Origin of the sequence: Bradyrhizobium cosmicum, from assembly GCF_007290395.2 — a bacterium.
Classification (GTDB): Bacteria; Pseudomonadota; Alphaproteobacteria; order Rhizobiales; family Xanthobacteraceae; genus Bradyrhizobium; species Bradyrhizobium cosmicum.
Window position 1 is genome coordinate 675,203 of record NZ_CP041656.2, and the last position, 23,762, is coordinate 698,964.

General features: G+C 65.2%; 25 protein-coding genes and 1 tRNA gene. 14 read left to right on the plus strand and 12 right to left on the minus strand.

The genetic code is table 11. The features are described 5' to 3' along the window. Positions 1–5: 5 nt before the first annotated feature. Positions 6–1,166 (minus strand): ubiquinol oxidase subunit II, encoded by a 1,161-nt coding sequence (gene cyoA / locus FNV92_RS03135; protein WP_143842305.1) that lies wholly within the window; start codon positions 1,164–1,166, stop codon positions 6–8. A gap of 181 nt (positions 1,167–1,347) precedes the next feature. Here cyoA and FNV92_RS03140 point away from each other — a divergent pair, with 181 nt between their 5' ends. Then, complete coding sequence (locus tag FNV92_RS03140) at positions 1,348–2,676, plus strand: MFS transporter (RefSeq protein WP_014439285.1); 1,329 nt, start codon at positions 1,348–1,350, stop codon at positions 2,674–2,676. Between the two features lie 73 nt (positions 2,677–2,749). Here FNV92_RS03140 and FNV92_RS03145 read toward each other — a convergent pair whose 3' ends face one another. Both FNV92_RS03145 and FNV92_RS03150 read right to left on the minus strand, forming a co-directional pair. Beyond that, entirely contained in the window at positions 2,750–4,141 is a 1,392-nt protein-coding gene (locus tag FNV92_RS03145; protein WP_244623816.1) for a M48 family metalloprotease, read from the minus strand. Positions 4,142–4,273: 132 nt separating this feature from the next. Beyond that, on the minus strand, positions 4,274–5,125 hold the full coding sequence (locus tag FNV92_RS03150) for a thermonuclease family protein (protein ID WP_143842304.1): 852 nt from the start codon (positions 5,123–5,125) through the stop codon (positions 4,274–4,276). A gap of 243 nt (positions 5,126–5,368) precedes the next feature. Between FNV92_RS03150 and FNV92_RS03155 the strand changes: the two genes are divergently transcribed. The 3 genes from FNV92_RS03155 to FNV92_RS03165 all read left to right on the plus strand — a co-directional run bounded on the left by FNV92_RS03155 (position 5,369) and on the right by FNV92_RS03165 (position 8,291). Then, complete coding sequence (locus FNV92_RS03155; RefSeq protein ID WP_143842301.1) at positions 5,369–6,574, plus strand: ABC transporter substrate-binding protein; 1,206 nt, start codon at positions 5,369–5,371, stop codon at positions 6,572–6,574. Between the two features lie 173 nt (positions 6,575–6,747). After that, on the plus strand, positions 6,748–7,536 hold the full coding sequence (locus tag FNV92_RS03160) for an enoyl-CoA hydratase (protein ID WP_143842300.1): 789 nt from the start codon (positions 6,748–6,750) through the stop codon (positions 7,534–7,536). A gap of 2 nt (positions 7,537–7,538) precedes the next feature. Then, positions 7,539–8,291 (plus strand): VOC family protein, encoded by a 753-nt coding sequence (locus FNV92_RS03165; RefSeq protein WP_168213772.1) that lies wholly within the window; start codon positions 7,539–7,541, stop codon positions 8,289–8,291. A gap of 88 nt (positions 8,292–8,379) precedes the next feature. Here the strand turns inward: FNV92_RS03165 and FNV92_RS03170 are convergent, their stop codons facing one another. Genes FNV92_RS03170 through FNV92_RS03180 form a run of 3 tightly spaced genes read right to left on the minus strand, consistent with a single transcriptional unit; the run spans position 8,380 to position 11,477 of the window. Beyond that, positions 8,380–9,192, minus strand: a complete 813-nt coding sequence (locus tag FNV92_RS03170) for an enoyl-CoA hydratase/isomerase family protein (RefSeq protein WP_143842297.1) — start codon at positions 9,190–9,192, stop codon at positions 8,380–8,382. A gap of 41 nt (positions 9,193–9,233) precedes the next feature. After that, positions 9,234–10,394: an acyl-CoA dehydrogenase family protein gene (locus FNV92_RS03175; protein WP_094890895.1), complete on the minus strand. Its 1,161-nt coding sequence runs from the start codon at positions 10,392–10,394 to the stop codon at positions 9,234–9,236. 18 nt (positions 10,395–10,412) lie between these two features. Then, positions 10,413–11,477, minus strand: coding sequence for an acyl-CoA dehydrogenase family protein (locus FNV92_RS03180; RefSeq protein ID WP_143842295.1), 1,065 nt, complete (start codon positions 11,475–11,477; stop codon positions 10,413–10,415). Positions 11,478–11,724: 247 nt separating this feature from the next. On the opposite strand from FNV92_RS03180, the gene FNV92_RS03185 reads away from it, so the two are divergent. Next, complete coding sequence (locus tag FNV92_RS03185; protein WP_143842294.1) at positions 11,725–12,510, plus strand: SDR family NAD(P)-dependent oxidoreductase; 786 nt, start codon at positions 11,725–11,727, stop codon at positions 12,508–12,510. Positions 12,511–12,658: 148 nt separating this feature from the next. On the opposite strand, the gene FNV92_RS03190 is transcribed toward FNV92_RS03185, so the two are convergent. Then, positions 12,659–12,931: a GlsB/YeaQ/YmgE family stress response membrane protein gene (locus tag FNV92_RS03190; RefSeq protein ID WP_143842292.1), complete on the minus strand. Its 273-nt coding sequence runs from the start codon at positions 12,929–12,931 to the stop codon at positions 12,659–12,661. 41 nt (positions 12,932–12,972) lie between these two features. Beyond that, complete coding sequence (locus tag FNV92_RS03195; protein WP_014439297.1) at positions 12,973–13,575, minus strand: YidB family protein; 603 nt, start codon at positions 13,573–13,575, stop codon at positions 12,973–12,975. A 158-nt stretch (positions 13,576–13,733) separates the two neighbouring features. Between FNV92_RS03195 and FNV92_RS03200 the strand changes: the two genes are divergently transcribed. After that, positions 13,734–14,741, plus strand: a complete 1,008-nt coding sequence (locus tag FNV92_RS03200) for a 2-dehydropantoate 2-reductase (protein WP_143842290.1) — start codon at positions 13,734–13,736, stop codon at positions 14,739–14,741. A gap of 18 nt (positions 14,742–14,759) precedes the next feature. Then, on the plus strand, positions 14,760–14,975 hold the full coding sequence (locus FNV92_RS03205) for a hypothetical protein (protein WP_143842289.1): 216 nt from the start codon (positions 14,760–14,762) through the stop codon (positions 14,973–14,975). Positions 14,976–15,091: 116 nt separating this feature from the next. Here FNV92_RS03205 and FNV92_RS03210 read toward each other — a convergent pair whose 3' ends face one another. Further along, complete coding sequence (locus tag FNV92_RS03210; RefSeq protein WP_168213375.1) at positions 15,092–15,712, minus strand: hypothetical protein; 621 nt, start codon at positions 15,710–15,712, stop codon at positions 15,092–15,094. Between the two features lie 209 nt (positions 15,713–15,921). Between FNV92_RS03210 and FNV92_RS03215 the strand changes: the two genes are divergently transcribed. The 7 genes from FNV92_RS03215 (at position 15,922) to FNV92_RS03245 (ending at position 22,205) form a co-directional block, all read left to right on the plus strand. After that, on the plus strand, positions 15,922–16,950 hold the full coding sequence (locus FNV92_RS03215; protein ID WP_168213771.1) for an alpha/beta hydrolase: 1,029 nt from the start codon (positions 15,922–15,924) through the stop codon (positions 16,948–16,950). A 105-nt stretch (positions 16,951–17,055) separates the two neighbouring features. Continuing rightward, on the plus strand, positions 17,056–18,573 hold the full coding sequence (locus tag FNV92_RS03220; protein ID WP_143842285.1) for an AMP-binding protein: 1,518 nt from the start codon (positions 17,056–17,058) through the stop codon (positions 18,571–18,573). 27 nt (positions 18,574–18,600) lie between these two features. Further along, the gene (locus FNV92_RS03225) at positions 18,601–19,239 is read left to right on the plus strand and encodes an RraA family protein (RefSeq protein WP_014439303.1); all 639 of its coding nucleotides are present in this window, start codon (positions 18,601–18,603) and stop codon (positions 19,237–19,239) included. 28 nt (positions 19,240–19,267) lie between these two features. Then, positions 19,268–19,639 carry a cupin domain-containing protein gene (locus tag FNV92_RS03230; RefSeq protein WP_143842283.1) on the plus strand — a complete coding sequence of 124 codons (372 nt, stop codon included), beginning with the start codon at positions 19,268–19,270 and terminating at the stop codon, positions 19,637–19,639. A gap of 59 nt (positions 19,640–19,698) precedes the next feature. Continuing rightward, positions 19,699–20,655, plus strand: a complete 957-nt coding sequence (locus tag FNV92_RS03235) for a tripartite tricarboxylate transporter substrate-binding protein (protein WP_143842282.1) — start codon at positions 19,699–19,701, stop codon at positions 20,653–20,655. A gap of 102 nt (positions 20,656–20,757) precedes the next feature. After that, positions 20,758–20,834: transfer RNA gene (locus FNV92_RS03240), tRNA-Arg, on the plus strand. 231 nt (positions 20,835–21,065) lie between these two features. Then, positions 21,066–22,205 carry an amidohydrolase/deacetylase family metallohydrolase gene (locus FNV92_RS03245; RefSeq protein WP_143842280.1) on the plus strand — a complete coding sequence of 380 codons (1,140 nt, stop codon included), beginning with the start codon at positions 21,066–21,068 and terminating at the stop codon, positions 22,203–22,205. 7 nt (positions 22,206–22,212) lie between these two features. Here FNV92_RS03245 and FNV92_RS03250 read toward each other — a convergent pair whose 3' ends face one another. The 3 genes from FNV92_RS03250 to FNV92_RS03260 are packed head-to-tail and all read right to left on the minus strand — an operon-like array spanning position 22,213 to position 23,720. Then, complete coding sequence (locus FNV92_RS03250) at positions 22,213–22,764, minus strand: TlpA family protein disulfide reductase (RefSeq protein ID WP_244623774.1); 552 nt, start codon at positions 22,762–22,764, stop codon at positions 22,213–22,215. Positions 22,765–22,810: 46 nt separating this feature from the next. After that, a complete protein-coding gene (locus tag FNV92_RS03255; RefSeq protein ID WP_143842276.1) occupies positions 22,811–23,272 on the minus strand; it encodes a DsrE family protein in 462 nt (153 codons plus the stop codon). 19 nt (positions 23,273–23,291) lie between these two features. Then, positions 23,292–23,720 (minus strand): DoxX family protein, encoded by a 429-nt coding sequence (locus FNV92_RS03260; protein WP_143842275.1) that lies wholly within the window; start codon positions 23,718–23,720, stop codon positions 23,292–23,294. Positions 23,721–23,762: the final 42 nt, after the last annotated feature.

Genomic DNA, 23,762 nt, shown 5'->3' on the forward strand with positions numbered 1-23,762 from the left:
TCTCTTTAGGAGTCTGACTTCGGACGCTGTCCGAGGAAGAAGGACGAGGACTTCAGCGGCGTGAAAGTCGGCCGCTTCAGGCCGGCGCCGGTAAGCGGCGCGGTGTCGACGGGTGCCGTGATGGAGGCCGTCGTCTTGCCCTGCGGCGCCTCGGGCGTGCAGGTGCCGGCGACGAAGGTCGGCTCCGGCCCGAGCGCGCTGCCGCGGCGGGCGTATTTGTCGTAGGCCAGCGGCAGCGTGTTGTTCAGGCCCTCATGGCCGCGGCCGCCCTTGGCGTCGATCGCCATCATCTCGCTCTGGCACATCTTGCCGGTCTCGACGCACATGTTGAGGATCAGGCGGTAGAGATCGGAATCGATGGTGCCGTAGCGGCGCACCGGCTCGTTCTGGCTGGGCTTCTCGAGCTGGAGATATTCGGCGCGGCCGAGCGAGCCGCCGGCGGATTTGGCACTGGCGACCCAGGCGTCAAAACCCTTGTCGTCGAGGCCCTGGAAGTTGAAGTGCATGCCGGAGAAGCCGGCACCGCTATAGTTCGCCGAAAAGCCCTTGTAGGTGCCGGCGTGGTTCACCACGGCGTGGAGCTTGGTCTCCATGCCCGGCATCGCGTAGATCTGGCCGGCAAGCGCGGGGATGTAGAACGAGTTCATCACCGAGGACGCGGTGATGCGGAAGTTGATCGGGCGGTCGACGGGCGCGGCGAGGTCGTTGACGGTGGCGATGCCGTAGTCCGGATAGATGAAGAGCCACTTCCAGTCGAGCGCGACGACGTCGACCTCGAGCGGGGCCTTGGACTGATCCACGGCGCGGTCGGCATGGATGCGGCCGAGCGTGCGATAGGGGTCGAGCAGATGCGTGCCCATCCAGGTCAGCGCGCCCAGGCAGATGATGATCAGCAACGGCGCCGACCAGATCACCAGCTCGAGCTTGGTCGAGTGATCCCATTCCGGCTCATAACGGGCCGAGGTGTTGGACTGGCGGTAGCGCCAGGCGAACACCACCGTCAGCGCCATCACGGGGACGACGATCAAAAGCATCAGGAGAGTGGAGATGATGACGAGGTCGCGCTGCTGGGCAGCGATGTCGCCGGCTGGCGCCAGCACGACGTAGTTGCAGCCACTAAGCGCAACTGCCAGGGGTAGCAGCGCCAGGATCTTGAGACGGGACACGGGCCGAGCCTTTGAGAATGAGTTTCTTTTGCGAGGGCAACGGGTAGCTGCGGCGCAGCAATCCGGACATTGGACAATTTGTCCAATGTTGCGGTGCGAAATGTTGAGCCAGACAAGCCCGGATCGCCTGGCGCCCCGCCGGGCGGTTGGCTTTGGTTTTCAGGACGTTAAGGGCGCACGAATGGCGACGGCACAGACCACCGCATTGGCAGACACTCCCTCGGGCGAGCACGGCCATGACCTGGCCAGTCCCGGCGAGATCGCCATCGGCGTCATCATCGGCCGGACCTCGGAATTCTTCGATTTCTTCGTCTATGCGATCGCCTCGGTGATCGTGTTCCCGCGCCTGGTGTTCCCGTTCACGAGCGAGCTGACCGGCACCTTCTATTCCTTCATGATCTTCGCGCTGGCCTTCATCGCGCGCCCGATCGGAACCGTCATTTTCATGACGATCGACCGGGAGTACGGCAAGACGGCCAAGCTGGTCTCGGCGCTGTTCCTGCTCGGTACCGCCACCGTGGCGCTCGCGTTCCTGCCCGGCTATTCCGAGATCGGCGTTGCTGCGATCTGGCTGCTGGCGCTGGCGCGCATTGCGCAGGGTCTGGCCTGGGGCGGTGCCTGGGACGGTATGGCCTCGCTGCTCGCTCTGAACGCGCCGCCGTCCCAGCGCGGCTGGTACGCGATGGTGCCGCAGCTCGGTGCTCCGCTCGGGCTGATCGTGGCGAGCGCGCTGTTCGCCTATTTCGCCGGCAATCTCTCCGCCGACGATTTCTTCGACTGGGGCTGGCGCTATCCGTTCTTCGTCGCCTTCGCCATCAACGTCGTGGCGCTGTTCGCGCGCCTGCGCATGGTAACGACGGAGGAGTATGCGTCGCTGTTCGAGACCCGCGAATTGCAGCCCGCGCGCATCTCCGAGACCGTTGCGCGCGAAGGCCATAACATCATGCTCGGCGCGTTCGCGCCGCTGGCGAGCTTCGCGCTGTTCCACATGGTGACGGTGTTTCCGCTGTCCTGGGTGTTCCTGTTCACCCGCGAAAGCCCGGTGCGCTTCCTGATCATCGAGATCGTCGCCGCCGTGTTCGGTGTCGTGGCGATCGTGCTCTCCGGCGTCATTGCCGACCGTGTCGGCCGCAAGTCGCTGCTGATGGGATCGGCGATCGCGATCGCGATCTACAGCGGCTTCGCCCCGCAGCTGCTCGACGCCGGCGCGTTCGGTGAGACCATCTACATGGTGATCGGCTTCATCCTGCTCGGCCTGTCCTTCGGTCAGTCCTCCGGCGCGATCGCCTCGAACTTCAGGCAGGCGTATCGCTACACGGCCTCGGCGCTGACCTCGGATATGGCCTGGCTGTTCGGAGCAGGTTTCGCGCCGCTCGTTGCGCTGTTGCTCGCCACCAATCTCGGCGTCATCGCCTCCGGCGCGTATCTCCTGTCCGGCGCGTTCTGGACCCTTCTCGCGCTCTGGCTCGCCGGCCAGCGCGAGGCCGGCGACATGGACGCGGGCGCTTAAGCCGCCCGCGGAGGCCTGCACGAACTCTGGATTGCTCTGCGCTCCATCCGAGCTACGCTGACAGTCTGCAGCGTCAATCCGCTACGATCTTCACGCGATCGCGCACCTTCACCTGCGCGCTGCGATCGAGCCCGTTGAGGACGCGAAAGCGTTCGGCGGGGTGATCGACACCGGCCATGCGGTGGGACAGCGATTCGACGGTGTCGCCGGGCTGCACGGTGATGACCTTGATGCGCAGCGGGCGCGCGGCCTGGATTTCGTCGAGGGTCAGGCGGCGGAACGAATTGACGGTCTCGCGCGCGTTGCGTTCGCTCTCGGTCGACTTCTGCCGTGCCGCGAAGATGAAGCGATAGACGTCGCTGCCGAAGCGCAGCGCGTAGACCTTGAACTGCCACTGATCGCCCTTGGCAGTGGCGGACGCCGCCGGAAAACCGTTGATGGTGATGTCCTCGATGGACGCCTTCTCCACGCCTTCCATCCAGCCCGAGTTCAGGTAATCGCCGAGCGACTGCTCGGCCGGTACGCGCACGACGTCGAAACGCATCGCCTGCGAGCCGCCGTCGCGCACGCCGATCACCGCCTGCGCGGTGTTGTCGAGCGTGAAATTATCCGGCGCCTGGAAGGTGAAGCCGAGCTTGGGATGCAGGAACCGCCGGCCGCGGACGAAACCCTCGCTGGGATCTTCGCCATAGACGAGATTGTCGATCGCGGCGAGATAGGTCTCGCGGTCGCGCTCGCCCCCTTCAGGAGCGACGTATTGGCGTGCGATGGTCTGCGCGTTCTGCACCCGCTCCGGGGTCGCCGGATGCGACGAGGTGAAATCCTGCGCGCGCGGATCGAGCGAACTCTTGCCGGCCTTCAGCTCGGCATTGCGCTCCATTGCCGAGAGGAAGCGCGCGGCGCCATAGGGATCGAAATGGGCCTTGGCGGAAATGCCGACGCCGATGCCGTCGGCCTCGAACTCCTGATTGCGCGAAAAGCTCGCCATGGTGAGCTTGGTCTTGGCGAGTGCCAGCGCGGTAAGATCGGGGTCGTTGCTCATGTCGGTGACGACGCGGGTGACGATCGCGGCCTGGCGGGCCTGGTCCTCGCGCATCGCGGCGTGCTTGGACAGCACATGCGCCATCTCGTGGCTGAGCACGGAGGACAATTCCGACGTGTCGCTCGCAAGCGCAAGAAGTCCGCGCGTGACGTAGAGCTGGCCGTTCGGCAGCGCGAAGGCGTTGACCGCGCCGGAGTTGAGAATCGTGACCTTGTAACCCTGGTCGGGACGGTCGGAGGCCGCAACGAGCCGGTCCACCGTCTTGCTGACCAGCGATTCGAGCCTGGGATCGTCATAGGTGCCGCCATAGCTGGCCAGGATGCGCTCGTGCTCCTTCTCGGTGGCGGGGGTCTGCGCGACGGCCGGCTTCGGCTTCGGCATCGCGACCGTCTGGGTCGGCACCGCGGCCTGGAACCGGCCCATATCGCCGCAACCGGCAAGGGCTGTGCCCAGCACGAGGCAAAGCGCGGCCGGCGCAGCCCGCAGGCGGCGGCCATCACCTCGTCCGTGCCGTTCTAGCACCCCATTCACGTCGCTTAACCCGTGCCTGGCCCCCTAGGGCCTTACCCCTGTCGGCTCGATTGCGCCCAGCAACTCGACCTGTCCCACCCGGAGCACATCGATACGCGGCCCCGTATTCCCCTCGACCCAGCCCCGGACGCGAATGCGTCTATTTTCCAGGGACTTAAGGGATATCCCGGCGCTTTCGAACGCCGGTAGCATGCGCCTTGAAATAGTCACGGCAAAGCCGCGTGTCCAGTTCCGTCCGAAGTTGAGGTAGGTCACTGCCCCAGCTTGCCGGACCGACAGGACTTTGCCTTCGACCACCATAAAGCGCCCGATCCCTGCCAAAATATCGTCCGGACTTTCCGCGTTTTTTATGGCCGACGGGTCAGCCCAGTTGCCCTTTTTTTCGCGCCGCGCCTCGGCCTCCGACGCCATCAGGGCTGCTGCGCAATCCCTGTCGGTGATTTCGGCGGAGACGATCGCGTCGCCCCGGGCAAGGAGGGCGGCCTGCACCGAGGTATCGTCCTCGCCGACAAAGACCAGCGCGCCCTGGCGGCCATAGCGGTCGGGCGTGTCGTCAGTGCTCCGCAGCGTGACCTTGCGGCCGACGAGCAGCGCCGTCAGCGCCGGCTTCGTCGTTGTGGTTGGTTCGATCCCGGTGAGGCGGACCTCGCGGCCATCGTCGAGACGCACGCTACGCGCATCGACGATTGCGGCGGCGCGGCCTTCGCCTTGCGTTTCGAATTGGCACGGCACGGCGAACGCCGTGCGACCTGCGACGAAAAGAAATGCGACGATGAGATGAAGCAGTCGCGTCACGGCGCCCGGAGAGGTTGCGTTGCGCGTCAGTCTTAACTCAAGCGTGGCGAGGCGCGAAGAGGCTTCCTCATATCCCATCATTGCGAGCGAAGCGAAGCAATCCAGAATCCGACCGCGGTGACAGTCTGGATTGTCTCGCTGCTCTTGCAACGACGTGGAAACATTTATCCGCACCTCACCATTCCGCTTTGCGGAAATCGCGCGCCGAATATGCGGCCTCTTCGCACCTGCGCTTGCTGCCCTCTTGCGCATGCGGCATGATTGCGGCAACAGCCATAATCAAGCGCCCAAAGAGTGCGGCGCGATAAGGGAGGTCTCTTTACGATGAAGAATATTTTGTCGGGCATTTTTGCCGCGTCGCTCGCTCTGAGCGCGAGCGCCGTGCAGGCCCAGGACAAGCCGCCGCTCAAGATCGGCGGCATCCTCGACATGTCGAGCCTTTACGCAGATATCACCGGCCCCGGCAGCGAGACGGCAGCCAAGATGGCGGTCGAGGATTTCGGCGGCGAGGTACTCGGACGCAAGATCCAGGTGCTGGCCGCGGACCATCAGAACAAGGCCGATCTCTCCGCCAACATCGCGCGCGACATGCTCGACAATCAGGGCGTCGAGATGATCTACGACGTCGCGGCCTCAGCGACTGCGCTTGCCGCCGGCGAGATCGCGAAAGCGCGCAACAAGATCATCATGTTCAACGGTCCGGGCTCGATCCGTCTCACCAACGAGGCCTGCGGTCCCTACACCATCCACTACGTGTTCGACACCTACGGACAGGCCAACGTGACCGGCCTTGCAGCCGTGAAGACCGGCCTCGACACCTGGTTCTTCCTCACCGCCGACTACGCCTTCGGCCAGGACCTGGAGAAGGACACCAGCGCCGTCGTCACCAAGACCGGCGGCAAGGTGCTCGGCGCGGTGCGTCATCCGCTCAACACCTCGGATTTCTCGTCGTTCCTGCTGCAGGCGCAGGCCTCCAAGGCCAAGGTGATTGGCCTTGCCAACGCCGGCGGTGACACCGTCAACGCCATCAAGCAGGCGGCCGAGTTCGGCATCACCAAGGGCGGCCAGAAGGTCTCGCCGCTGCTCGCCTTCGTCTCCGACATCGACTCGATCGGGCTGGAGACCGCTCAGGGCCTGCTGCTCGCCGAAGCATTCTACTGGGATCTCAACGACGACACCCGCGCTTTCTCCAAGCGCTTCATGGAGCGCACCAAGCGGGTGCCGACCTCGGCACAGGCCGGCGTCTATTCCTCGGTCACGCATTATCTGAAGGCGGTGAAGGCGGCCGGCACGACCGATGCAGCTACGGTCATCAAGGTGATGAAGGAGACGCCGATCAACGACTTCTTCGCCAAGAACGGCAAGATCCGCGAGGACGGCCGCATGATCCACGACATGTACCTGTTCGAGGTCAAGAAGCCGGCGGAATCCAAGGGCCGCTGGGACGATTACAAGCTGCTCGCCACCGTGCCCGGCAGCGAGGCATTCCAGCCGCTGGAGCAGTCGCGCTGTCCGCTGGTGAAGAAGTGACGGCGTGAGGCGTCGTGGCGGCGAGCGTGCCTCACGACAGGTCGTCATCCCGGGGCTCGCGTAGCGAGAACCCGGGATCCATCGAGCGGCAGTGACGGTTGAAGAATGGATTCCGGGCTCGCGCTTCGCGCGCCCCGGAATGACGAAGCAAACAACAACAAGGGAGACCTCGCATGAACGATATGGTCCTGCAAAAGCTCGAAGGCGGGCTGCTCACCATCACCATGAACCGTCCCGAGCGGAAGAACGCGCTCAACCCCGAGATGGTCGCAGGATTGGTCGAAGCGGCGCGGCGCGCGGCCGATGATCCCGAGGTGCGCGCGGTGCTGTTCAAGGGCGCGGGCGGCTCGTTCTGCGTCGGCGGCGACGTCAAGTCGATGGCGGCGGGCCGTGCGCCGCTGCCGTTCGAGGTGAAGATGGCGAACCTGCGCCGCGGCATGGAGGTCTCGCGAATCCTGCACCAGATGCCGAAGCCCGTGGTGGCTCAGCTTGACGGCGCGGCGGCGGGCGCCGGCCTGTCGATGGCGCTGTCGTGCGACCTGCGCATCGCATCCGAATCCTGCAAAATCACGACAGCCTTCGCCAAGGTCGGATTCTCCGGCGATTACGGCGGCACCTATTTCCTCACCCAGCTGCTCGGCAGTGCGCGGTCGCGCGAACTCTATCTGATGTCGCCGGTGCTATCAGCGAAGGAGGCGCATGCGATCGGCATGGTGACCAAGGTTGTGCCCGACGCCGAGATCGATACGGCGGCGCACGAACTCGCGCTGTCGCTGGCGCAAGGGCCATCGATTGCGCTCGGCTTCATCAAGCGCAACATCAACAATGCCGAGCATCTGCCGCTGGAGGATTGCTTCGACGGCGAAGCGATCCACCATACCCGCTGCAGCGACACCGAGGACCACAAGGAGGCCGCCAAGGCCTTCGTCGAGAAGCGCAAGCCGGCCTTCAAGGGCTCATGACGATGGCGCCCTATGTGCGGCTGCGGCAGATCTGCCTGGTCGCGCCGCAGCTCGCGCCCGTGATCTCGGACATCGCCGAAATCATGGGCCTCGCGGTCTGCTACCGTGACGGCAACGTCGCCAAATACGGCCTGGAGAACGCGTTGCTCCCGGTCGACGCCATCCTGCTGGAGGTGGTCGCGCCGTTCAAGGACGGTACCACGGCCGGCCGCTTCATCGAGAAGACCGGCGGCCGCGGCGGCTATATGGCGATCTTCTGCTGTAACGATCCGGACGAGCGCGGCCGCAACGCCAATGCGATGGGCGTGCGCACCGCCAACGTGATCGACCACGCGCCCTATCACGGCGTGCAGCTCCACCCCCGCGACTGCCGCGCCGCCTTCATCGAGTTCAACCACACCGACGGCAGCGACGACATCCTTGGTGCCTATCCGCCGGCCGGTCCCAACTGGCAGAAGTTCATCCGCAAGGATGTGACGCAGGCGCTGACCGCGGTGGAGATGCAGAGCCCGGATCCGCAGGGGCTGGCGGAGCATTGGGGCAAGATCATCGGTGTTGCGCCAGGTAGCGGTGCCGAACTGAAGCTGCCCAATGCGACCTTCCGCTTCGTGAAGGGGGCCAGCGAGATCATGAGTGCGCTGGAGTTTCGGGTGACCGACGCTGCGAGCGTGCTGCATGCCGCGAAGGCCAGGGGGCTCGCGGTGGCGGGGAACGAGTTCCTGCTTGGCGGGGTGACGTTCCGGCTTGGAGCCTGAGCGATTGCCTCACACACCGCCGTCGTCCCGGACAAGCGTAGCGCAAATCCGGGACCCCCGCGCGAGCGGACGCTGACGTGATACGGCGTCACCTTCCCTTGAAATTCGGCGTCCGCCGCTCTTCCGTGGCCTTGACGCCTTCCTTGAAATCCTCCGTCGCCCGCAGCCTCGTCTGCTCGGCGAGCTCGTGATTGGTCGCGGCCATCACGCGGTCGGCCAGGCCTGCGCGCATCGTGGCGCGAGTTGAGACGAGGCCGAGCGGCGAGCATTCGGCGATCTCGCCGGCGAGCTTCATCGCGGCTGCCTTCACCTGATCCTGCGGCACCAGCTCGTTGGCGAGGCCCCATTTATATGCCTCTTCGCCGGTGACGCGGCGGCTGGTGTAGAACATCAATTCTGCATTGTTCTTGCCGATCAGCTCCGGCAGCGTCGTGGTCAGGCCGAAGCCGGGATGGAAGCCGAGTTTTGTGAAGTTGGCCGAGAAGCGGGCTTCGGGGCAGGTGACGCGGAAATCCGCCGACACCGCGAGACCCAGGCCGCCGCCGATGGCTGCACCCTGCACGGCGGCGACGATCGGCTTCTTGGCGCGGAAGATACGCACGGCCTGGAGGTAGAGATGGTTGATGGGACCGAGGTTGTCGGCCGGGTCGCCCTTTTTCTCGGCCTCGCGCGCTTCCTGCTCCTGCCGCGCGGGATCACCGAAATTGGCGCCGGCGCAGAACGCCTTGCCTTGTGCCGACAGCACGGAGCTGCGGATTTCGATGTCGCGGTCGAACTCGTCGAGCGCATCCGCGATCTGGTTGATCAGCGAGATGTCGAAGAAGTTCAGCGGCGGACGGCGGATCTCGATGGTGCCGACGTGGCCGACTTTTTCGACGCCGATGTCTTTATAGGTGCTCATGACGATCCTCGATTGAATGAGTGCAAGCCCGGTCGGTGCGACTAGCGCAGACCAAGTCCGCGCGCGATGATGCCGCGCAGCACCTCGGTGGTGCCGCCCTGGATGGTGAGTTTGGGCGCGGTCTTGATGGCGAAGTCGAGCTGCCGCTCCAGCGTCTCGCGGTTGGTCGCCGTCTCCTCGACGAAAGCGGCGAGATCGCGCACGCGATGCGGAAGCTGCTGCTCCCAGACCGTCCCGATGTCCTTGACGATGGAGGCCTCCACCACCGGCTCCTTGCCGGCCTGAAGCATGCCGGCAACCGAGACCGACATGCGCCGCATGGTGTGGAGCTGCGCCACGAGCCGGCCGATGCCTTCGGCGCTGCGCGTGTCCGGGTTGGGTCCGACCGCGCGAACCAGCTCTGTCAGCACATAATAGGTCTCGAGAAAACGCTCGGGACCGCTTCGCTCATAGGCGAGCTCCGACGTGGCCTGCTTCCAGGCACCGTCGACCTCGCCGAGCACGTGATCCTCGGGAACGAAGAAGTCGGTGAAGACGACCTCGTTGAACTCGTACTGGCCGGTGATCTGGCCGATCGGGTTCACCTGGATGCCCGGCTGCTTCATCTTGACCAGGAACTGCGTCAGGCCGTGACGACGGTTTTCCTTGGTCGGCGGCGAGGTCCGGAAGATCGCGATCATGTAGTCGGCGATGTGCGCCGACGAGGTCCAGATCTTGGTGCCGTTGATGAGATAGCCGCCGTCGGTCTTGGTCGCGCGCGTCTTGGCGGCGAACAGATCCGAGCCGGAGTTCGGCTCGCTCATGCCGATGGCGAAGCAGATCTCGCCGCGGCAGATGCGCGGCAGGATATCCATCTTGATGTGCTCGGGTGCATATTTGATCAGCACCGGCCCGCTCTGGCGGTCGGCGACGAAGAAGCGCCGCGTCGGCGCGTTGGCCACGCGCATCTCCTCGGTCACTACGTAACGTTCGAGGAAGGAACGCTCCTGGCCACCATATTTCTTCGGCCAGGTCATGCCGAGCCAGCCCTTGGCCCCGACCCGGCGCGAGAATTCCGGCGCGTCGGTGTCTTCGCGGTTGGGCTTGTGCGGATCAAAGGTGCCGGCGGCGATTTCCTCGGCAAGGAACGCACGCACTTCCTTGCGCAATTGCTCGCACTTCTCGGGCAGGCGGATCGGATCGAAACGGAGGGCGGCGGTCATTGTTGTCTCGTCTCCTGATCAGCGCGATGCCACGAGCGGCCACAATTCGTCGGCACCACGGCTCGCGACCAGCTTGCCGAGCTCGACGGCCCAATGGCTCTCCGAGCCGAAATCGTCGCGCCAGGCCAGCGCCCGCAGCGAGTAACGGTGCAGGATGTGCTCGATGGTGAAGCCGATCGCGCCGTGGACCTGATGCGCGATGGCGCCACCCTTTTCCGCGGCTTCGGCGCAGCGGATTTTTGCCGAGGCGGCTTCGAGGTAAACCGCGTCGTCAAATGATTTTGCATTCGCGATCGCGTCGGCCGCGGAGGTTGCGGCAGCGAGCGCTGCGGCGGACTCGCCGGCGAGACGGGCGAGATTGTGCTGTACAGCCTGGAATTTCGAGATCTTCTTCTCGAAGGCGACACGCTCGTTGGAGTAGCGCACGGAAATGTCGAGCATCGCTTCCAGCGCGCCCGCGATCTGAAGGCTGCGCGCAACGCCGCCCATCAGCATCAGGCTGGTTTGGTCGACGCCCTTCGGCGCGGCCTTGATGGTGACGGGCTGGACCTTGTCGAGCGTGACGGTGTCGCTGTGGTCGTAGCCGACATTGAGGCCGAATTCGATGCGGCCCTTGCCGGCGTCGACCAGTGCGATGGAGACGCCGTCCTTGCCGTGCGCCAGCACCGCGAAGTGCCTGGCGGCCTTCGCGAAGGGTACGCCACGGGCACGGCCGGAGAGTGCGCCATCGGCATCGAGCGTGATGCGGTCTCTTGGAGAGGCCGGCAGCACCGTCATCTCACCTTCCGGCGAGTTGATCTTCGCCTGCGCCAGCAGCCAGCCGGCGAGCATCGTTTCGGCCAGGGGAACTGCGACCGCGAAACGGCCGGCGGCGTTGAGCAGCGCAAAGCCGTCGGCGAGGCTCGCGCCGGAGCCGCCGAGATCGTCCGGCACCCACGACAAGGGCAAGCCGGCTTCGCTCAGCGCCTGCCACAGCGGCGCCTGCCACGAATCCTTCTTGTCATTATTGATCGTCTGCGGGTCGGCGAGATCGGAGAAGATTTTCTCCGCGGTCTCGACGACGATATTGTCACTCTCCGCCACAGCGTTCCCCGTGTTTTACCATTGGCGCGGTCCGCCAGATGGGCCGGCGCGCAGTCTCTTCTTGCGCCCGATGATCGGAAAAAGCCATGGCCCTGACAAGCGTTGACCGCAGGCCCATCTGCGGCTCCGGCATGGGCGCGAGACGGCATCTGGATTAATTCCGCTTAGCGGAGTTTGCTCGATTTGCAGGGCGCGCCAAACTCGCTAAACAGGTCGCCGAAAATCAATCAAGGGGAAGGACATCCGGATGGCAAAAGACAGTCTGTGCGCAATCGTGACGGGGTCTGCATCCGGGCTGGGTGCGGCGACCGCGGAAATTCTCGCGCGGAGCGGGGCGCGGCTCGTCATCAACTATTCGTCGAGTCAGAAGGAAGCCGAGGCCACGGCAGAGCTCTGCCGCAAGGCCGGGGCCGCGGAGGTTGTGGTCGCGCAGGGCGATGTCTCGAAGGATGAGGATTGCCGCAAGATCGTCGCGGCCGCCAGCGGCTGGGGCCGGCTCGACATCCTCGTCAACAATGCCGGCACCACCAAGCATGTGGCTCACGCCGATCTCGACGGATTGTCGGCGGAGGATTTCCAGCGCCTTTACGGCGTCAACACCATCGGTCCGTTCCAGATGGTGCGCGCGGCGCGCAGCCTGCTCGAGGCCGGGTCGAAAGCCTCTAGCCGGCCGTCGGCGGTGGTCAACGTGTCCTCGGTCGCCGGCATCAGCGGCGTCGGCTCGTCGATCGCCTATGCCGCGAGCAAGGGCGCGCTCAACACCATGACGCTGTCGCTGTCGCGCGCACTGGCGCCTCTGATCCGCGTCAACACGGTGTGCCCCGGCTATATCGATACGCCCTGGTTCACCAAGGGCCGCGGCGAGGCCGGCGCCAAGCAAGTGCGCGACAGCGTGGTCGCCAAGGTGCCGCTCAAGGTCGCCTCGACCGCCGACGACATCGCGCAGCTCGTCTGCTTCCTGGCGATGCCGGCGTCCAGCAACATGACCGGTGAGGTCGTGCGGATGGATGCGGGGATGCATTTGATTACCTGAGAGTGCTCGGCAAGCTCTCTCCGCGTCATGGCCGGGCTTGACCCGGCCATCCACGTGTCGCCGCGCAGATCGAAAGACGTGGATGCCCGGGTCAAGCCCGGGCATGACGATATCGAGTAGGCGTGCCGTCTCTCGGCGCTTCGAGCCGCTACCCTTTAATCACACCGCTCGCCACCAGCCGGTGCCAGATGAACAGTACCACCACGGCGCCGATCGTGGCCATGATGAAGCCGGCGCCCTGGTCGGGGCTGTAATGCCCGATCGACTGGCCGATGAAAGTCGCCAGAAACGCGCCGGCGATACCCAGGATGGTGGTGAGGATGAAGCCGCTCGGGTTGTTCGGTCCCGGCGCGAGCCAGCGCGCGATGAGGCCGGCGATGAAGCCGACGACGATGATCCACAACAGGCCGCCGAAACTCATGACAGTGCTTCCCTTCCCGAATTCGTAGATCAGGCCTCTGTTTAAATTCTGCCCGAGATCTCGTTCTCGGTCGGTAGCCGGCCGTCCGGCGTCAGGTGGTCGATCACCTGAGGCAGGTACTGGCTGAGGCCGGAGAGCAGCTCATCGCGCGACAGGCCGCTCTGGGCGGACAGGCTCTCGATCTGGTCGGCGCCCAGCGCCTTGGCGAGATCGCCGGGCTCGATCGCCTTGTTCTCGCCCTTGCCGACCCAGGTATTTGCGGTCTCGCCTTGGCCACCCTGCTGGAGCTGGTTGAGGAGATCGCCGAGCCCGCCGCTCAGCACGCTGCCGGCCGCGCCGCCCGCCAGCAGGCCGCCGAGGCCGCCCTTCAGGAGATCACCGAGCCCGCCGCTTCCACCAAGTGCGCCGCCGAGGCCACCGCCTGCGCCCGCATTCACAGGCGGGGGGAGGTGTGTCGGCGTCGGGGACGTTTGCGGCGCTGTGCCGGGCTGGCCTGCCGTCAGATGCTTGAAAGCCTTCCAGGCGAGCAGGCCGAGCAGCGCCATCGTCATCGGCGACATGCCGCCGGAGGATTTCTCAGAGCTTGGCGTGCTTGGGCCGCGCGGGCCGTTCTGCATGCCGTTGAGGACGTCGAGCAAACCCATGGCGTTCTCCCTTGGCGATCTCTTGCCGGAAACAAGCCCCGTTTGAAAACATATGAGGCCCTCATGACGGATACAAGGCGATTGCACCGCAACCGTTCCATGGGCAGCAGGCCTCTCCTCTGCTATCGAAGGCGTGTCCTTCAGGGAGTTAAGGTCTGGTGGTTACGGATCGACCGATCGTGGTGGCCGGCGCGGGCGCCATCGGATGCTTCGTCGGCGGCATGCTGGCGGCCGCCGGCGCCCGCGTCGCGCTGCTGGTGCGGCCACGGGTGAAGGCCGAGATCGAGCGGTTCGGCCTGCGGCTGACGGATTTCGACGGCTCCGAGAAAAAGTTGGGCGCGGGCCAGCTCGCGCTGTCGGAGGATGCTTCGATCCTCCACAGTGCCGGCATCGTGCTGGTCACGGTGAAGAGCGCCGACACCGCCGATGTTGCGGACCAGATCGCGCAGCATGCGCCGCAGGATGCCGTCATCGTCTCCCTGCAAAACGGCGTCGGCAATGTCGCGGTTCTGCGCGAGCGCCTGGGCGGGCGGCGCGTGCTCGCCGGCATGGTGCCGTTCAACGTGATCGCGATGGGCGAGGGGCGCTTCCATCGCTCGACTTCCGGCGACATTCATGTCGGCGAAGACGAAGCGAACACGGCAGCGGCGCTCTCGGTGCCCGGCCTCACGATGCGCGCCAGCCGCGACATCGCCGGCGTGCAATGGGGCAAGCTGATCATCAATCTCAACAACGCACTCAGCGCGCTGTCCGACATGCCGCTCGCCGCGCAACTGGCGAACCGGGACTGGCGAAGATTGTTCGCCGACCAGATGGCGGAGGGCCTGGCTGCGCTGAAGGCGGCCGGCATTGCGCCGGTCTCGGCGACGCCGATCCCGGCGAACTCGACACCGACCTTGCTGAAGCTGCCGGACGTGATCTTCAATGCGATCCTCGGACGCACGATGAAGATCGATCCGGAGGCGCGCTCGTCGATGTGGCAGGATCTGAAGCTGGGCCGCAAGACCGAGATCGACTATCTCCAGGGCGCGGTCATTGCTCTTGCAGAGCAGAACAAGATCGCCGTGCCGCTGATGCGCCGCATTGTTGCGCTGATCAAGGAGGCCGAGGCGGCGGGTAACGGCCCGCCGCGGCTGACGCCGCAGCAGATCCGGGGCGTGGCTTGAAAGTGATGGAGGGGCGCGATGAGGCGGTTACTAACGATCGGGCTCGCGCTGGCCGCGCTCTGCGGTGCATCGACACTCGCCTTGGCGAGGCCGCCGACCGTCATGAACTCTCCCGGCTATGACAGGCGATTGCAGGAGAGCCGGTCGCAGTTGGGCAGCTCGTCGGCGGTCACGGAGCCGGCGAGTACACCGGTGGTCAAACCGAAGCGCGGCAAGAAGAAGCATCCGAATTAAGGACGTAGGCGCCAATCCCCATCCAACCCGTCATTGCGAGCGCAGCGAAGCAATCCAGAATCCCTCCGCGGAAAGACTCTGGATTGCTTCGCTGCGCTCGCAATGACGGCTGAAGCTCACCCCTTCTTCGCCGGCTTGCTCGGCGTCGGGTTGAACAGCTTCTTCAGATCGTTCAAGCCTTCCGATAGCCGCGGCCATTCGCAGGAGAACGAACCCTTAGCACAGGGGGCGCCCTTCGCTCGCGGGCCAACGGCCTGCTGCACCTTCGGCCGCTCCACCGGCACGGGCACGCGCTCGACCTCGGTGCGCAGCGCGACCTGCTGGATCTGCTGCGCCTGTCGTTCCTCCTGCTCGCGCTGCTGACGCATGGCGGCCTGGGCCGCTTCATTGCTGCGGCGCTGATTGGCGAGATAGGCGGTGTAGGATTCGTCGATCTTCTTCTGCTCGTCCGGCGTCGGATTGGGACCTGCGATGTCGAAGGTGCGATCCTGCAGGAAGTCGTAATAGGAATAGCCGCCGCCGGCCTTGCGCCGGCCGGCGAACTTCGCATTGCAATCGGCGAGCGCGGATGTCTTCTCGGTCTTGGTTGCGGCCTTCTCGGCGGCGTCGGCGCATTCCTCGAAATCGACAGGTGCGCGCTTCCACCACTGTGCCTGGGCATGCGACAGCGTCAGCAGAAAAAATCCTGCTGCGGCAACGAAAAGCGCCGCACGACGCGATGCAACCACGACCGACATTCTACGAGAGCATTCCTTGCAAGACTCAACTCGAACTGAGTCGGGTCTGATTTTTGCCCCTTTATCGCCGGCTTGTCACCCGTGGAACCCGGGAATTTCATGGCTGCATTGCTGACATTTTTTGCTTGACGTGGCGCGAGAGTCACAGCCGCGCGGCACCTGTTGCGTCTAGAGTTTTATCGATTTGAATGCGAAGGGGAATGTCCGTCATGAGAGCGCTGGCCGGTTTTGCCGCAATCGCGTGGGCGCTCCTTTCCAGCCATGCCTTCGCAGCCGACGAAGATGCGCCCAACCGCAAGCCTGTGAAGGCCATCGGCGATGCGCGGCTTGCGGTCGGCGGCCGGGGAATGCTGCCGCTCTACCTCTCCCGCGACTGGTCCATGCCGTTGCCGGCGATCTCGCGCGCGATCATCGTGCTGCACGGACGCCTGCGCAATGCCGACGAATATTACATATCGGCCAACAACGCCCAGGCCGCAGCGGGCGACGACGGCAAGAGCGCGCTGATGATCGTGCCGCAGTTTCTGACGGAGATCGATATCGAAGCGCACAAGCTGCCGGAGGACATGCTGCGCTGGTCGCTGGAGGGATGGGAGGGCGGCGACGCCGCGCTCGCACCGACCCCGGTGTCGTCCTTCGAGGCACTCGATGCGATTCTGGCAAAACTCTCCGACCGGCGCATCTTTCCGAACCTGAAGCAGGTCGTGGTGGCCGGTCATTCCGGTGGCGGCCAGGTCGTGCAGCGCTACGCCATCGCCGGTAAGGGCGAGGCAAGGCTGTCTCGCCAGCACATCGACATCCGCTATGTCGTCGCCAATCCCTCGTCCTATGCCTATTTCAGTACGGACCGGCCCCTGCCCAAGATCGCCGCATCCTGTCCCGGCTACAACAACTGGAAATACGGCATGGGCGACCGCCCGCACTATCTCGCGGACGCGACACCGGCGGCGCTCGAGCAGCGCTATGTCGAGCGCGAGGTGATCTACCTGCTCGGCACGCTCGACACCAATCCCAAGCACGCTGCACTGGACAAGAGCTGCATGGCGGAGGCGCAGGGCCCCACCCGCTACGCCCGCGGCCATGCCTATGCGGACGCGATGGCCAAGCGCGACCACGGAACACCCAATCACCGGGTCTGGGATATCGCCGGCGTCGGCCACGACGGCGACAAGATGCTGACCTCGAAATGCGGGCTCGCGGCGCTGTTCGATATTCCGGGCTGCGGGGCAGAGCGGTGATGCATTGAAGGCAGATAGCTTGAAGGGTTTGCTCCGGCTGTTACACTTCGCACCGTGAGCGCCTCATCCTGAGGCGGCGCCAAGAAGACGAAGTGGAAATGCCTGATGCTGCTGCCCCTGTCCGATGTGCCGCGCTGGTACGCCGAGCGCAAACCGCAAGGCACGATCGCCGTCCAACATGGGCAGGATACGCTGACATGGGATGAGCTCGAGCGCGGCGCCAACCGGCGTGCGCGGGCGTTTGCCGCCAAGGGCGTCAAGCCCGGCGATTTCGTCGCGGTCGGCCTGCCGAACGGCAATGCGTTCTTCGAGACGTCTTTTGCGGTGTGGAAGTGCGGGGCGACGCCGACCTCGCTATCCTGGCGGCTGCCGCGCGGCGAGGCCGCCGCAGTGCTCGAGATCCTGAAGCCGGCGCTGGTGGTCGGCGGCGAGGCCGACTGGAACGCGCCGAACCGTTTGCCTGCGGATTTCGTGCCGGAAGGGTTTTCGGATCAGCCGCTCGACCCGCCAGTGTCGCGCTACTGGAAGGCCATGACCTCAGGCGGCTCGACCGGCCGGCCGAAAGTGATCCTCGATCACCAGCCGGCGGTGATCGACACGGCGGCGGCGCTGCCGCTCAGCATTCCCTTCGGGGCGTCGCTGCTCAATCCGGGGCCACTCTATCACAATGCACCGTTCATCGTGTCGCATTACGCGTTGTTCGGCGGCGGCAAGCTGACCGGCCTCGTCAAGTTCGACGCCGAGGAGACGCTGCGCCAGATCGCGCGCGAACGCGTGCAATGGGTCAATTTCGTGCCGACCATGATGCACCGGATCTGGGCCTTGCCTGAGAACGTGCGCAACGCCTACGACGTCTCGAGCCTGCAGACCGTGTTTCACATGGCCGCGCCAATGCCGCCGTGGCTCAAGGAGAACTGGATCAACTGGCTCGGCCCGGAGCGGGTGTGGGAGCTCTATGGCGGCACCGAGCGGCAGGGCGCGTGCATCATATCGGGCACGGAATGGCTCACCCACAAGGGCTCGGTCGGCAAGATCGGCGAGATGGCCAAACTGCGCATCATCGGCGAGGACGGCAACGACGTCGCGCCCGGCGAGACCGGCGAGATCTATTTCCTCAACAATGACGGCAAGGATGCCACCTACCACTATCTCGGCGCCGAGCCGAAGCGCCGCGCGGACGGCTGGGAATCGCTCGGCGATATCGGCAGGTTCGATGCGGAAGGCTATCTCTATCTCGGCGACCGCCTCGCCGACATGGTGCTGCGCGGCGGCGCCAACATCTATCCGGCCGAGGTCGAGGCTGCCGTCTCCGAAGCACCCGGTGTGCGCTCCTGCGTCGTGGTGGGATTGCCCGATCCGGAATTGGGCCAGCGCGTGCACGCCATCATCGAGCCTGAGCCGGATGCGGACGGCCAGGCCATCGCAGACGGCATGGCGGATTTCCTGAAGGATCGACTCAGCCGCTACAAGCACCCCGAGAGTTTCGAGATCGTGGCCGCCCCGCCGCGTGATGATTCCGGAAAAGTCCGACGCACCCTGTTGCGCGACGAACGCGCAGCATGGATGAAGGAAGGGCGCGCTTTCCGGATCTGGCCGGCGAAAGCATCTTCGCACGCCGAATAAGAAAATTCACGAAAGGACTCTTTTGACATGACGATCACGATCGCTGCGAACAGCGTGCCGAAGCCGCCCGCTGAGATCATCGAGGGCTTCAGGGGTGCGCCGACCTCGGTCATTTCAGACAATCTCGCCCGGCTGCCGGGCGCGGTCGGCCTGAAGCCCTATCATCGCGGCGGCAAGCTAGTGGGGACGGCCTTCACCGTGCGCACCCGCCCTGGCGACAATCTCGCCATCCACCGCGCGCTCGAGCTGGTCGGCCCCGGCGACGTCATCGTGGTCGACGGCGGCGGCGACGAGACCCGCGCGCTGGTCGGCGAGATCATGAAGACCATCGCGCAGTGGCGCAAAGCCGAAGGCTATGTGATCGACGGCGCGATCCGCGACGTCGCGTCCTTCGCCGGCGACGACTTCCCCTGCTACGCCCGCGCGGTGATCCATCGCGGTCCCTACAAGAACGGTCCCGGCGAGATCAACGTGCCTGTGTCGATCGGCGGCAGCGTGATCTCGCCGGGCGATATCGTGGTCGGCGACGAGGACGGCGTGGTGTCGTTTCCTGCGGCTGGTGCCGCAGCACTGCTCGAAGCGGTCCGCGCCCAGGTTGCGCGCGAGGAGGAGACCATGAAGGCGATCCGCGAGGGCCGCTACCAGGGCTCCTACGGCAAATCCTGAGCAACGAAAAAACGAAGGGGAGAATGGCGTGAGCCAGAAGGAAGAATTCCATAATATCGACAATCCCGCCGACGGGCTGTTCCGCGAGCTAGCCGCGGGCGTCACCACGCGCATCTTCTCCGGCGAGCAGGCGATGCTGTCGGTGGTGACGCTGGGCCCGCATGCGCAGGGAACGCTGCATCACCACCCCGAGGAGCAATGGGGCGTGCTGCTCGACGGCTCCGCCATCCGCGTCCAGGGTGATGAGGAGATCGCGGTGAAGAAGGGCGATTTCTGGCGGACGCCCGGCAACGTGCCGCACACCATGCGCGCCGGCCCTGACGGCGCCCGGGTGCTGGACATCTTCAGTCCGCCGCGGCCAGAATACAAGAAAGCGGGATCGGGCTTCGGGATGACCTGAAGCCTGCCGCACGCGCCACAGAGCAAAAGCCGGGCGCAAGACAAAAAAGGGAGGGGACCATGACGATCACAAGACGAACGCTGCTGGCCGCGCCGGCCATTCTTGCAATGGCGCCGGCGATGGCGCAGGCCGGCAAGATCACGCTGGTCGTGCCGTTTCCACCGGGCGGCTCGACCGATTCGATGGCGCGGCTGCTGCAGAGCAATCTGCAGACGAAACTCAACCGCATCGTCGTGGTCGAGAACAAGTCGGGCGCCGCCGGCGCGCTCGGCGCCGCGCAAGTCGCCAAGAGCCCAGCGGACGGCTCGGCGTTCCTCGTCACCTTCGATTCCCACGCGGTGATCCCGGCCATTCTCGACAAGCCGCCGCTCGACGTCGAGCGGGAACTGATGCCAGTCTTTCTGGTCGGCACCGCGCCTTACGTGATCGCTGCCGGCGCCGGCCGTCCCTACAAGAGCTTTGCCGACGTGGTCGCGGCCTGCAAGGCGACGCCGGGTGCGGTGAAATATGCATCCGTCGGCATCGGCACGCTCGGCCATCTCGCCATGACCGTGCTCGGCAACAAGGCCGGCGTCGAGATCATGCACGTGCCCTATCGCGGCGGCGGCCCGGCCATGAACGACGTGCTTGGCGGCCATGTCGATCTGATCGCAGGATCGGCGGCGCTGGTCGCAGCGCAGCTCGGCAGCAATATGCTGCGCCCGATCCTGCAGCTCGGCCGCGAGCGGCTGCCGGCGCTGCCGGATACGCCGACCGCGATCGAGGCGGGCTTTCCGGACTTCGAGACGCTGGCCTGGTGGGGCATCTTCGCGCCGACAGGCACACCCGCCGATGTCGTCGCGGAGATGGCGAAATCGGTCAAAGAGATATTGAGCGAGCCCGCGACCGCCGCCCAGCTCAAGGAGACCCAGCAGATGACGCTGCTGCTCGAGGACGGCCCCGCCTTCAAGACCTTCTTCGACAAGCAGGTCGCCTATTGGGGCAAAGTGGTGAAGGACAACAATATCAAGGCGTGAGGGACGGGAAGACCTCCGCATTCGGCCGGCGGAGGGCTTCCGATCCCGCCCTCGCTTTGATATGAACACCTCCAGGCAACCTGCCCTAGCGGCGGGTTCCGCGGTCCCGTAGCTCAGCCGGATAGAGCGGCGGTTTCCTAAACCGTAGGTCGCATGTTCGAGTCATGCCGGGATCGCCATAACTGTCTCCCCTCCCACCGCTTAAGCCGACATCGGCGCAAGGCGCTTGCGATGGTCGGCAGGTGTCACGCCGATGTGGCGGACGAAGGCGCGGGGCTATGGGGCAGCGTCGGCCAAAACAATGGTTGCGCTTTTCCGTCCGTCCGGCGCAAAAATTGCTGGAAGCATAGGCTTCCTTCCTTTGGGCCGACTGACGGTCGGCCATCTCAGCACGACATCCGGAGACAATAATGCCTTTCGACTTGATCCTGCGCGGCGGCCGTGTGGTCGACCCGTCCCAGAAGCTCGACGCCGTGACCGATGTCGCCTTTGCCGGCGGCAAGGTCGCTGCGATCGGCACGGGGCTCAAGGCTGATCCGGGCACGGATGTGCGCGACGTTTCGAGATACATCGTGACGCCGGGGCTGATCGATCTCCACACCCATGTCTATTGGGGCGGCACCTCGCTCGGCATCGACGCCGAGGAATTCTGCCGTCTTTCCGGCGTCACCACCGCGGTCGACACCGGCAGCGCCGGTCCCGGCAATTTCGCCGGCTTCCGCAAGCACGTGATCGAGCCGAGCCAGGTCCGCATCCTCGCTTATCTTCACGTCTCGCATGCCGGCATCTTCGGCTTCTCGCACCGGATCATGGTCGGCGAGAGCGAGGAGTTGCGGCTGATGAATCCGATCGAGGCGGCCAAGGTGGCCGACGCCAACCGCGATCTCATCGTCGGCATCAAGGTGCGCGTCGGCCTGCACTCATCGGGGACCTCCGGGGCGGTGCCGCTCGACATCGCGCTCGAGGTCGCGAACGAGGTCGGCATGCCCCTGATGGCACATATCGACCATCCGCCGCCGAGCTATGAAGAGGTGCTGGCGCGCCTGCGGCCCGGCGACGTGCTGACCCATGCGTTCCGCCCCTTCCCGAACACGCCGGCGACCGCGCAAGGCACGGTGAAGAAGGCGGTGCTCGACGCGCGCGAGCGCGGCGTGCTGTTCGACATCGGCCACGGCAAGGGCTCGTTCGCCTTCAAGACCGCGCGCGCGATGCTCGCCAACGGCTTCTATCCGGACACGATCTCCTCCGACATCCACCAGCTCTGCATCGACGGTCCGGCCTTCGACCAGGTCACGACACTGTCGAAATTCCTGTGCATGGGCATGGAGCTTTCGGACGTGATCGCGACCTCGACGGTGAACGCCGCAATGGCGTTGCGGCGTCCCGAGCTCGGCAGCCTCAGGCCCGGCAGCGTCGGCGACGCGACGCTTGTTACGGTCAGGCAGGGCCAGTTCGACTATGTCGATGTGGTCGGCGAGCACCTGACCGGCGACCGCAAGATCGTCTCGGAGGGCGTCGTCATCGGCGGCCGCTGGTGGCATCCAATTTGACGCAGCGCTAGCTCTGCTCGCGATAATATTGCAGCAGCTGCGCGCCCGGGGGTGAGAGCCAATCGGGCGCGCCGGCGATATAGCCTTCGACGTGGCCGCCCGTTCCAACCAGATAAGTGACGGGCATGCCGACGAGGCCGAACATTGCGCCGGATGCTTCGGTCGCCGTGCCATAGGCATCGACATAGCAGGCAAGGTTTTGTACGGCGAGGCCACTGAGGAAGGTGCGGATCTTGCGGAGATCCTTCGTATCGGTGCAGATCGCGACGATGTCGAGTCGGTCGAGGCGAGATCCGGCAAGGCTTGCGAGCGTGGGCAGATCGAGCCGGCAGGCTGCACACCAGGTCGCCCAGAAATTGACGAGGGTGATGCGGCCCGGCTTGGCCGTGACCACTGTCTCCTTGCCGCCGATGTCCTGAAGCCTGAGCTGCGGCATCGGTCTGCGTGGCCGCACCACGATGAACTGGTTGCGTCCGGACTCGAATACAGGTGGCCAGGACTGAGTGTCGGGCTGAGCGCGGCTTGCGCGTAGCGAAGCAAGCAGCACCGGCGCGGCCATGAGGATCGATCGTCGCGATAATGCCGTGAGTGGTGTACGAGGCCGTTCACGCATGAATGTAGGCCCAGCCCTTGAGTTGCAGGTCGACCACGCGGCCGATCCCGAAGGGGACGAGGCTCGCGCCCGATATCAGCGGAATCGTGACCTGCTCCTTGGCTTCAGCGATCGCTTTTGACGAGGCGCACATGCTGTAGGTGAGATCAGGCAGCGTCTGCCGCAGCGTCGCGAGCGGCTCGGCGAGCGGGGTCCTGTCGGCCCGAAACACGTCGATGCCCTTGCCGTTGGCGACGACCTCGATCAGCAGCCTCGCGCCCTTGTCGGCGAAATGTTTTGCGAGGTTGGCCGCGTAGCTGACGGCATGCCCCATGACAGAGGGCTCGTTGCGGTCGATCAGGATCACGACGCCATCGACGAGGCGATCACCTCTGGCCGCGGCGGCGCCGCCGGCCGTGAGGATCGACGCCCCCGCGAGCAGGCCCCTGCGGGACCATCCGTTGGCAGGCAGCATGGCCGGGGCGCCCGCGCGGTCAGAACTGCCGCGGCGCGATCGGCGCCTTGCGGCCGCGTCCCCACAGCACGAAGACGCTGAGGGTCAGCAGCAGGAGATTGAGCGGGGTCACCTCCGCCTCGCCGCGCGAGACGTGGAAAATGAGCGCAAACACCTGCAACACGGTACAGCCCAGCGCGGCCAGCACGGTCAACCGTGGCAGGATCCGCGTCAGGGCGGGAAGCAGAATGCCGAGCCCGCCGGCGAGATCGATCAGCCCGATGCTGCGGACGAAGGCTTCGGAATACTGGCCGGCCCACGGCATCATCGCGGCAAGCTGGGGAATGGGCGTCAGCAACTTCACTAGGCCGGCAGACGTGAAGACGAAAAAGAGCAGGCCCTGCGCAGCCCAGAGGCCGATCCGAAGGGCGCGGCCGGGTGTGGTGGTCTCGAAGGTGGTGGCGGACATGGTGGTTTCTCCATAATGTGATGGTTGCCACCATTTGATAGT

What these genes read in the sequence shown, in the direction of transcription:
- FNV92_RS03140 (WP_014439285.1), top strand. Translation starts at nt 1,348, where the DNA reads ATGGCGACGGCACAGACCACCGCATTGGCAGACACTCCCTCGGGCGAG.
- FNV92_RS03145 (WP_244623816.1), bottom strand. Translation starts at nt 4,141, where the DNA reads ATGGGCCGGTTCCAGGCCGCGGTGCCGACCCAGACGGTCGCGATGCCG.
- FNV92_RS03150 (WP_143842304.1), bottom strand. Translation starts at nt 5,125, where the DNA reads ATGATGGGATATGAGGAAGCCTCTTCGCGCCTCGCCACGCTTGAGTTA.
- FNV92_RS03155 (WP_143842301.1), top strand. Translation starts at nt 5,369, where the DNA reads ATGAAGAATATTTTGTCGGGCATTTTTGCCGCGTCGCTCGCTCTGAGC.
- FNV92_RS03160 (WP_143842300.1), top strand. Translation starts at nt 6,748, where the DNA reads ATGAACGATATGGTCCTGCAAAAGCTCGAAGGCGGGCTGCTCACCATC.
- FNV92_RS03165 (WP_168213772.1), top strand. Translation starts at nt 7,539, where the DNA reads ATGGCGCCCTATGTGCGGCTGCGGCAGATCTGCCTGGTCGCGCCGCAG.
- FNV92_RS03170 (WP_143842297.1), bottom strand. Translation starts at nt 9,192, where the DNA reads ATGAGCACCTATAAAGACATCGGCGTCGAAAAAGTCGGCCACGTCGGC.
- FNV92_RS03175 (WP_094890895.1), bottom strand. Translation starts at nt 10,394, where the DNA reads ATGACCGCCGCCCTCCGTTTCGATCCGATCCGCCTGCCCGAGAAGTGC.
- FNV92_RS03185 (WP_143842294.1), top strand. Translation starts at nt 11,725, where the DNA reads ATGGCAAAAGACAGTCTGTGCGCAATCGTGACGGGGTCTGCATCCGGG.
- FNV92_RS03190 (WP_143842292.1), bottom strand. Translation starts at nt 12,931, where the DNA reads ATGAGTTTCGGCGGCCTGTTGTGGATCATCGTCGTCGGCTTCATCGCC.
- FNV92_RS03195 (WP_014439297.1), bottom strand. Translation starts at nt 13,575, where the DNA reads ATGGGTTTGCTCGACGTCCTCAACGGCATGCAGAACGGCCCGCGCGGC.
- FNV92_RS03205 (WP_143842289.1), top strand. Translation starts at nt 14,760, where the DNA reads ATGAGGCGGTTACTAACGATCGGGCTCGCGCTGGCCGCGCTCTGCGGT.
- FNV92_RS03210 (WP_168213375.1), bottom strand. Translation starts at nt 15,712, where the DNA reads ATGTCGGTCGTGGTTGCATCGCGTCGTGCGGCGCTTTTCGTTGCCGCA.
- FNV92_RS03215 (WP_168213771.1), top strand. Translation starts at nt 15,922, where the DNA reads ATGAGAGCGCTGGCCGGTTTTGCCGCAATCGCGTGGGCGCTCCTTTCC.
- FNV92_RS03220 (WP_143842285.1), top strand. Translation starts at nt 17,056, where the DNA reads ATGCTGCTGCCCCTGTCCGATGTGCCGCGCTGGTACGCCGAGCGCAAA.
- FNV92_RS03225 (WP_014439303.1), top strand. Translation starts at nt 18,601, where the DNA reads ATGACGATCACGATCGCTGCGAACAGCGTGCCGAAGCCGCCCGCTGAG.
- FNV92_RS03235 (WP_143842282.1), top strand. Translation starts at nt 19,699, where the DNA reads ATGACGATCACAAGACGAACGCTGCTGGCCGCGCCGGCCATTCTTGCA.
- FNV92_RS03245 (WP_143842280.1), top strand. Translation starts at nt 21,066, where the DNA reads ATGCCTTTCGACTTGATCCTGCGCGGCGGCCGTGTGGTCGACCCGTCC.
- FNV92_RS03250 (WP_244623774.1), bottom strand. Translation starts at nt 22,764, where the DNA reads ATGGCCGCGCCGGTGCTGCTTGCTTCGCTACGCGCAAGCCGCGCTCAG.
- FNV92_RS03255 (WP_143842276.1), bottom strand. Translation starts at nt 23,272, where the DNA reads ATGCTGCCTGCCAACGGATGGTCCCGCAGGGGCCTGCTCGCGGGGGCG.
- FNV92_RS03260 (WP_143842275.1), bottom strand. Translation starts at nt 23,720, where the DNA reads ATGTCCGCCACCACCTTCGAGACCACCACACCCGGCCGCGCCCTTCGG.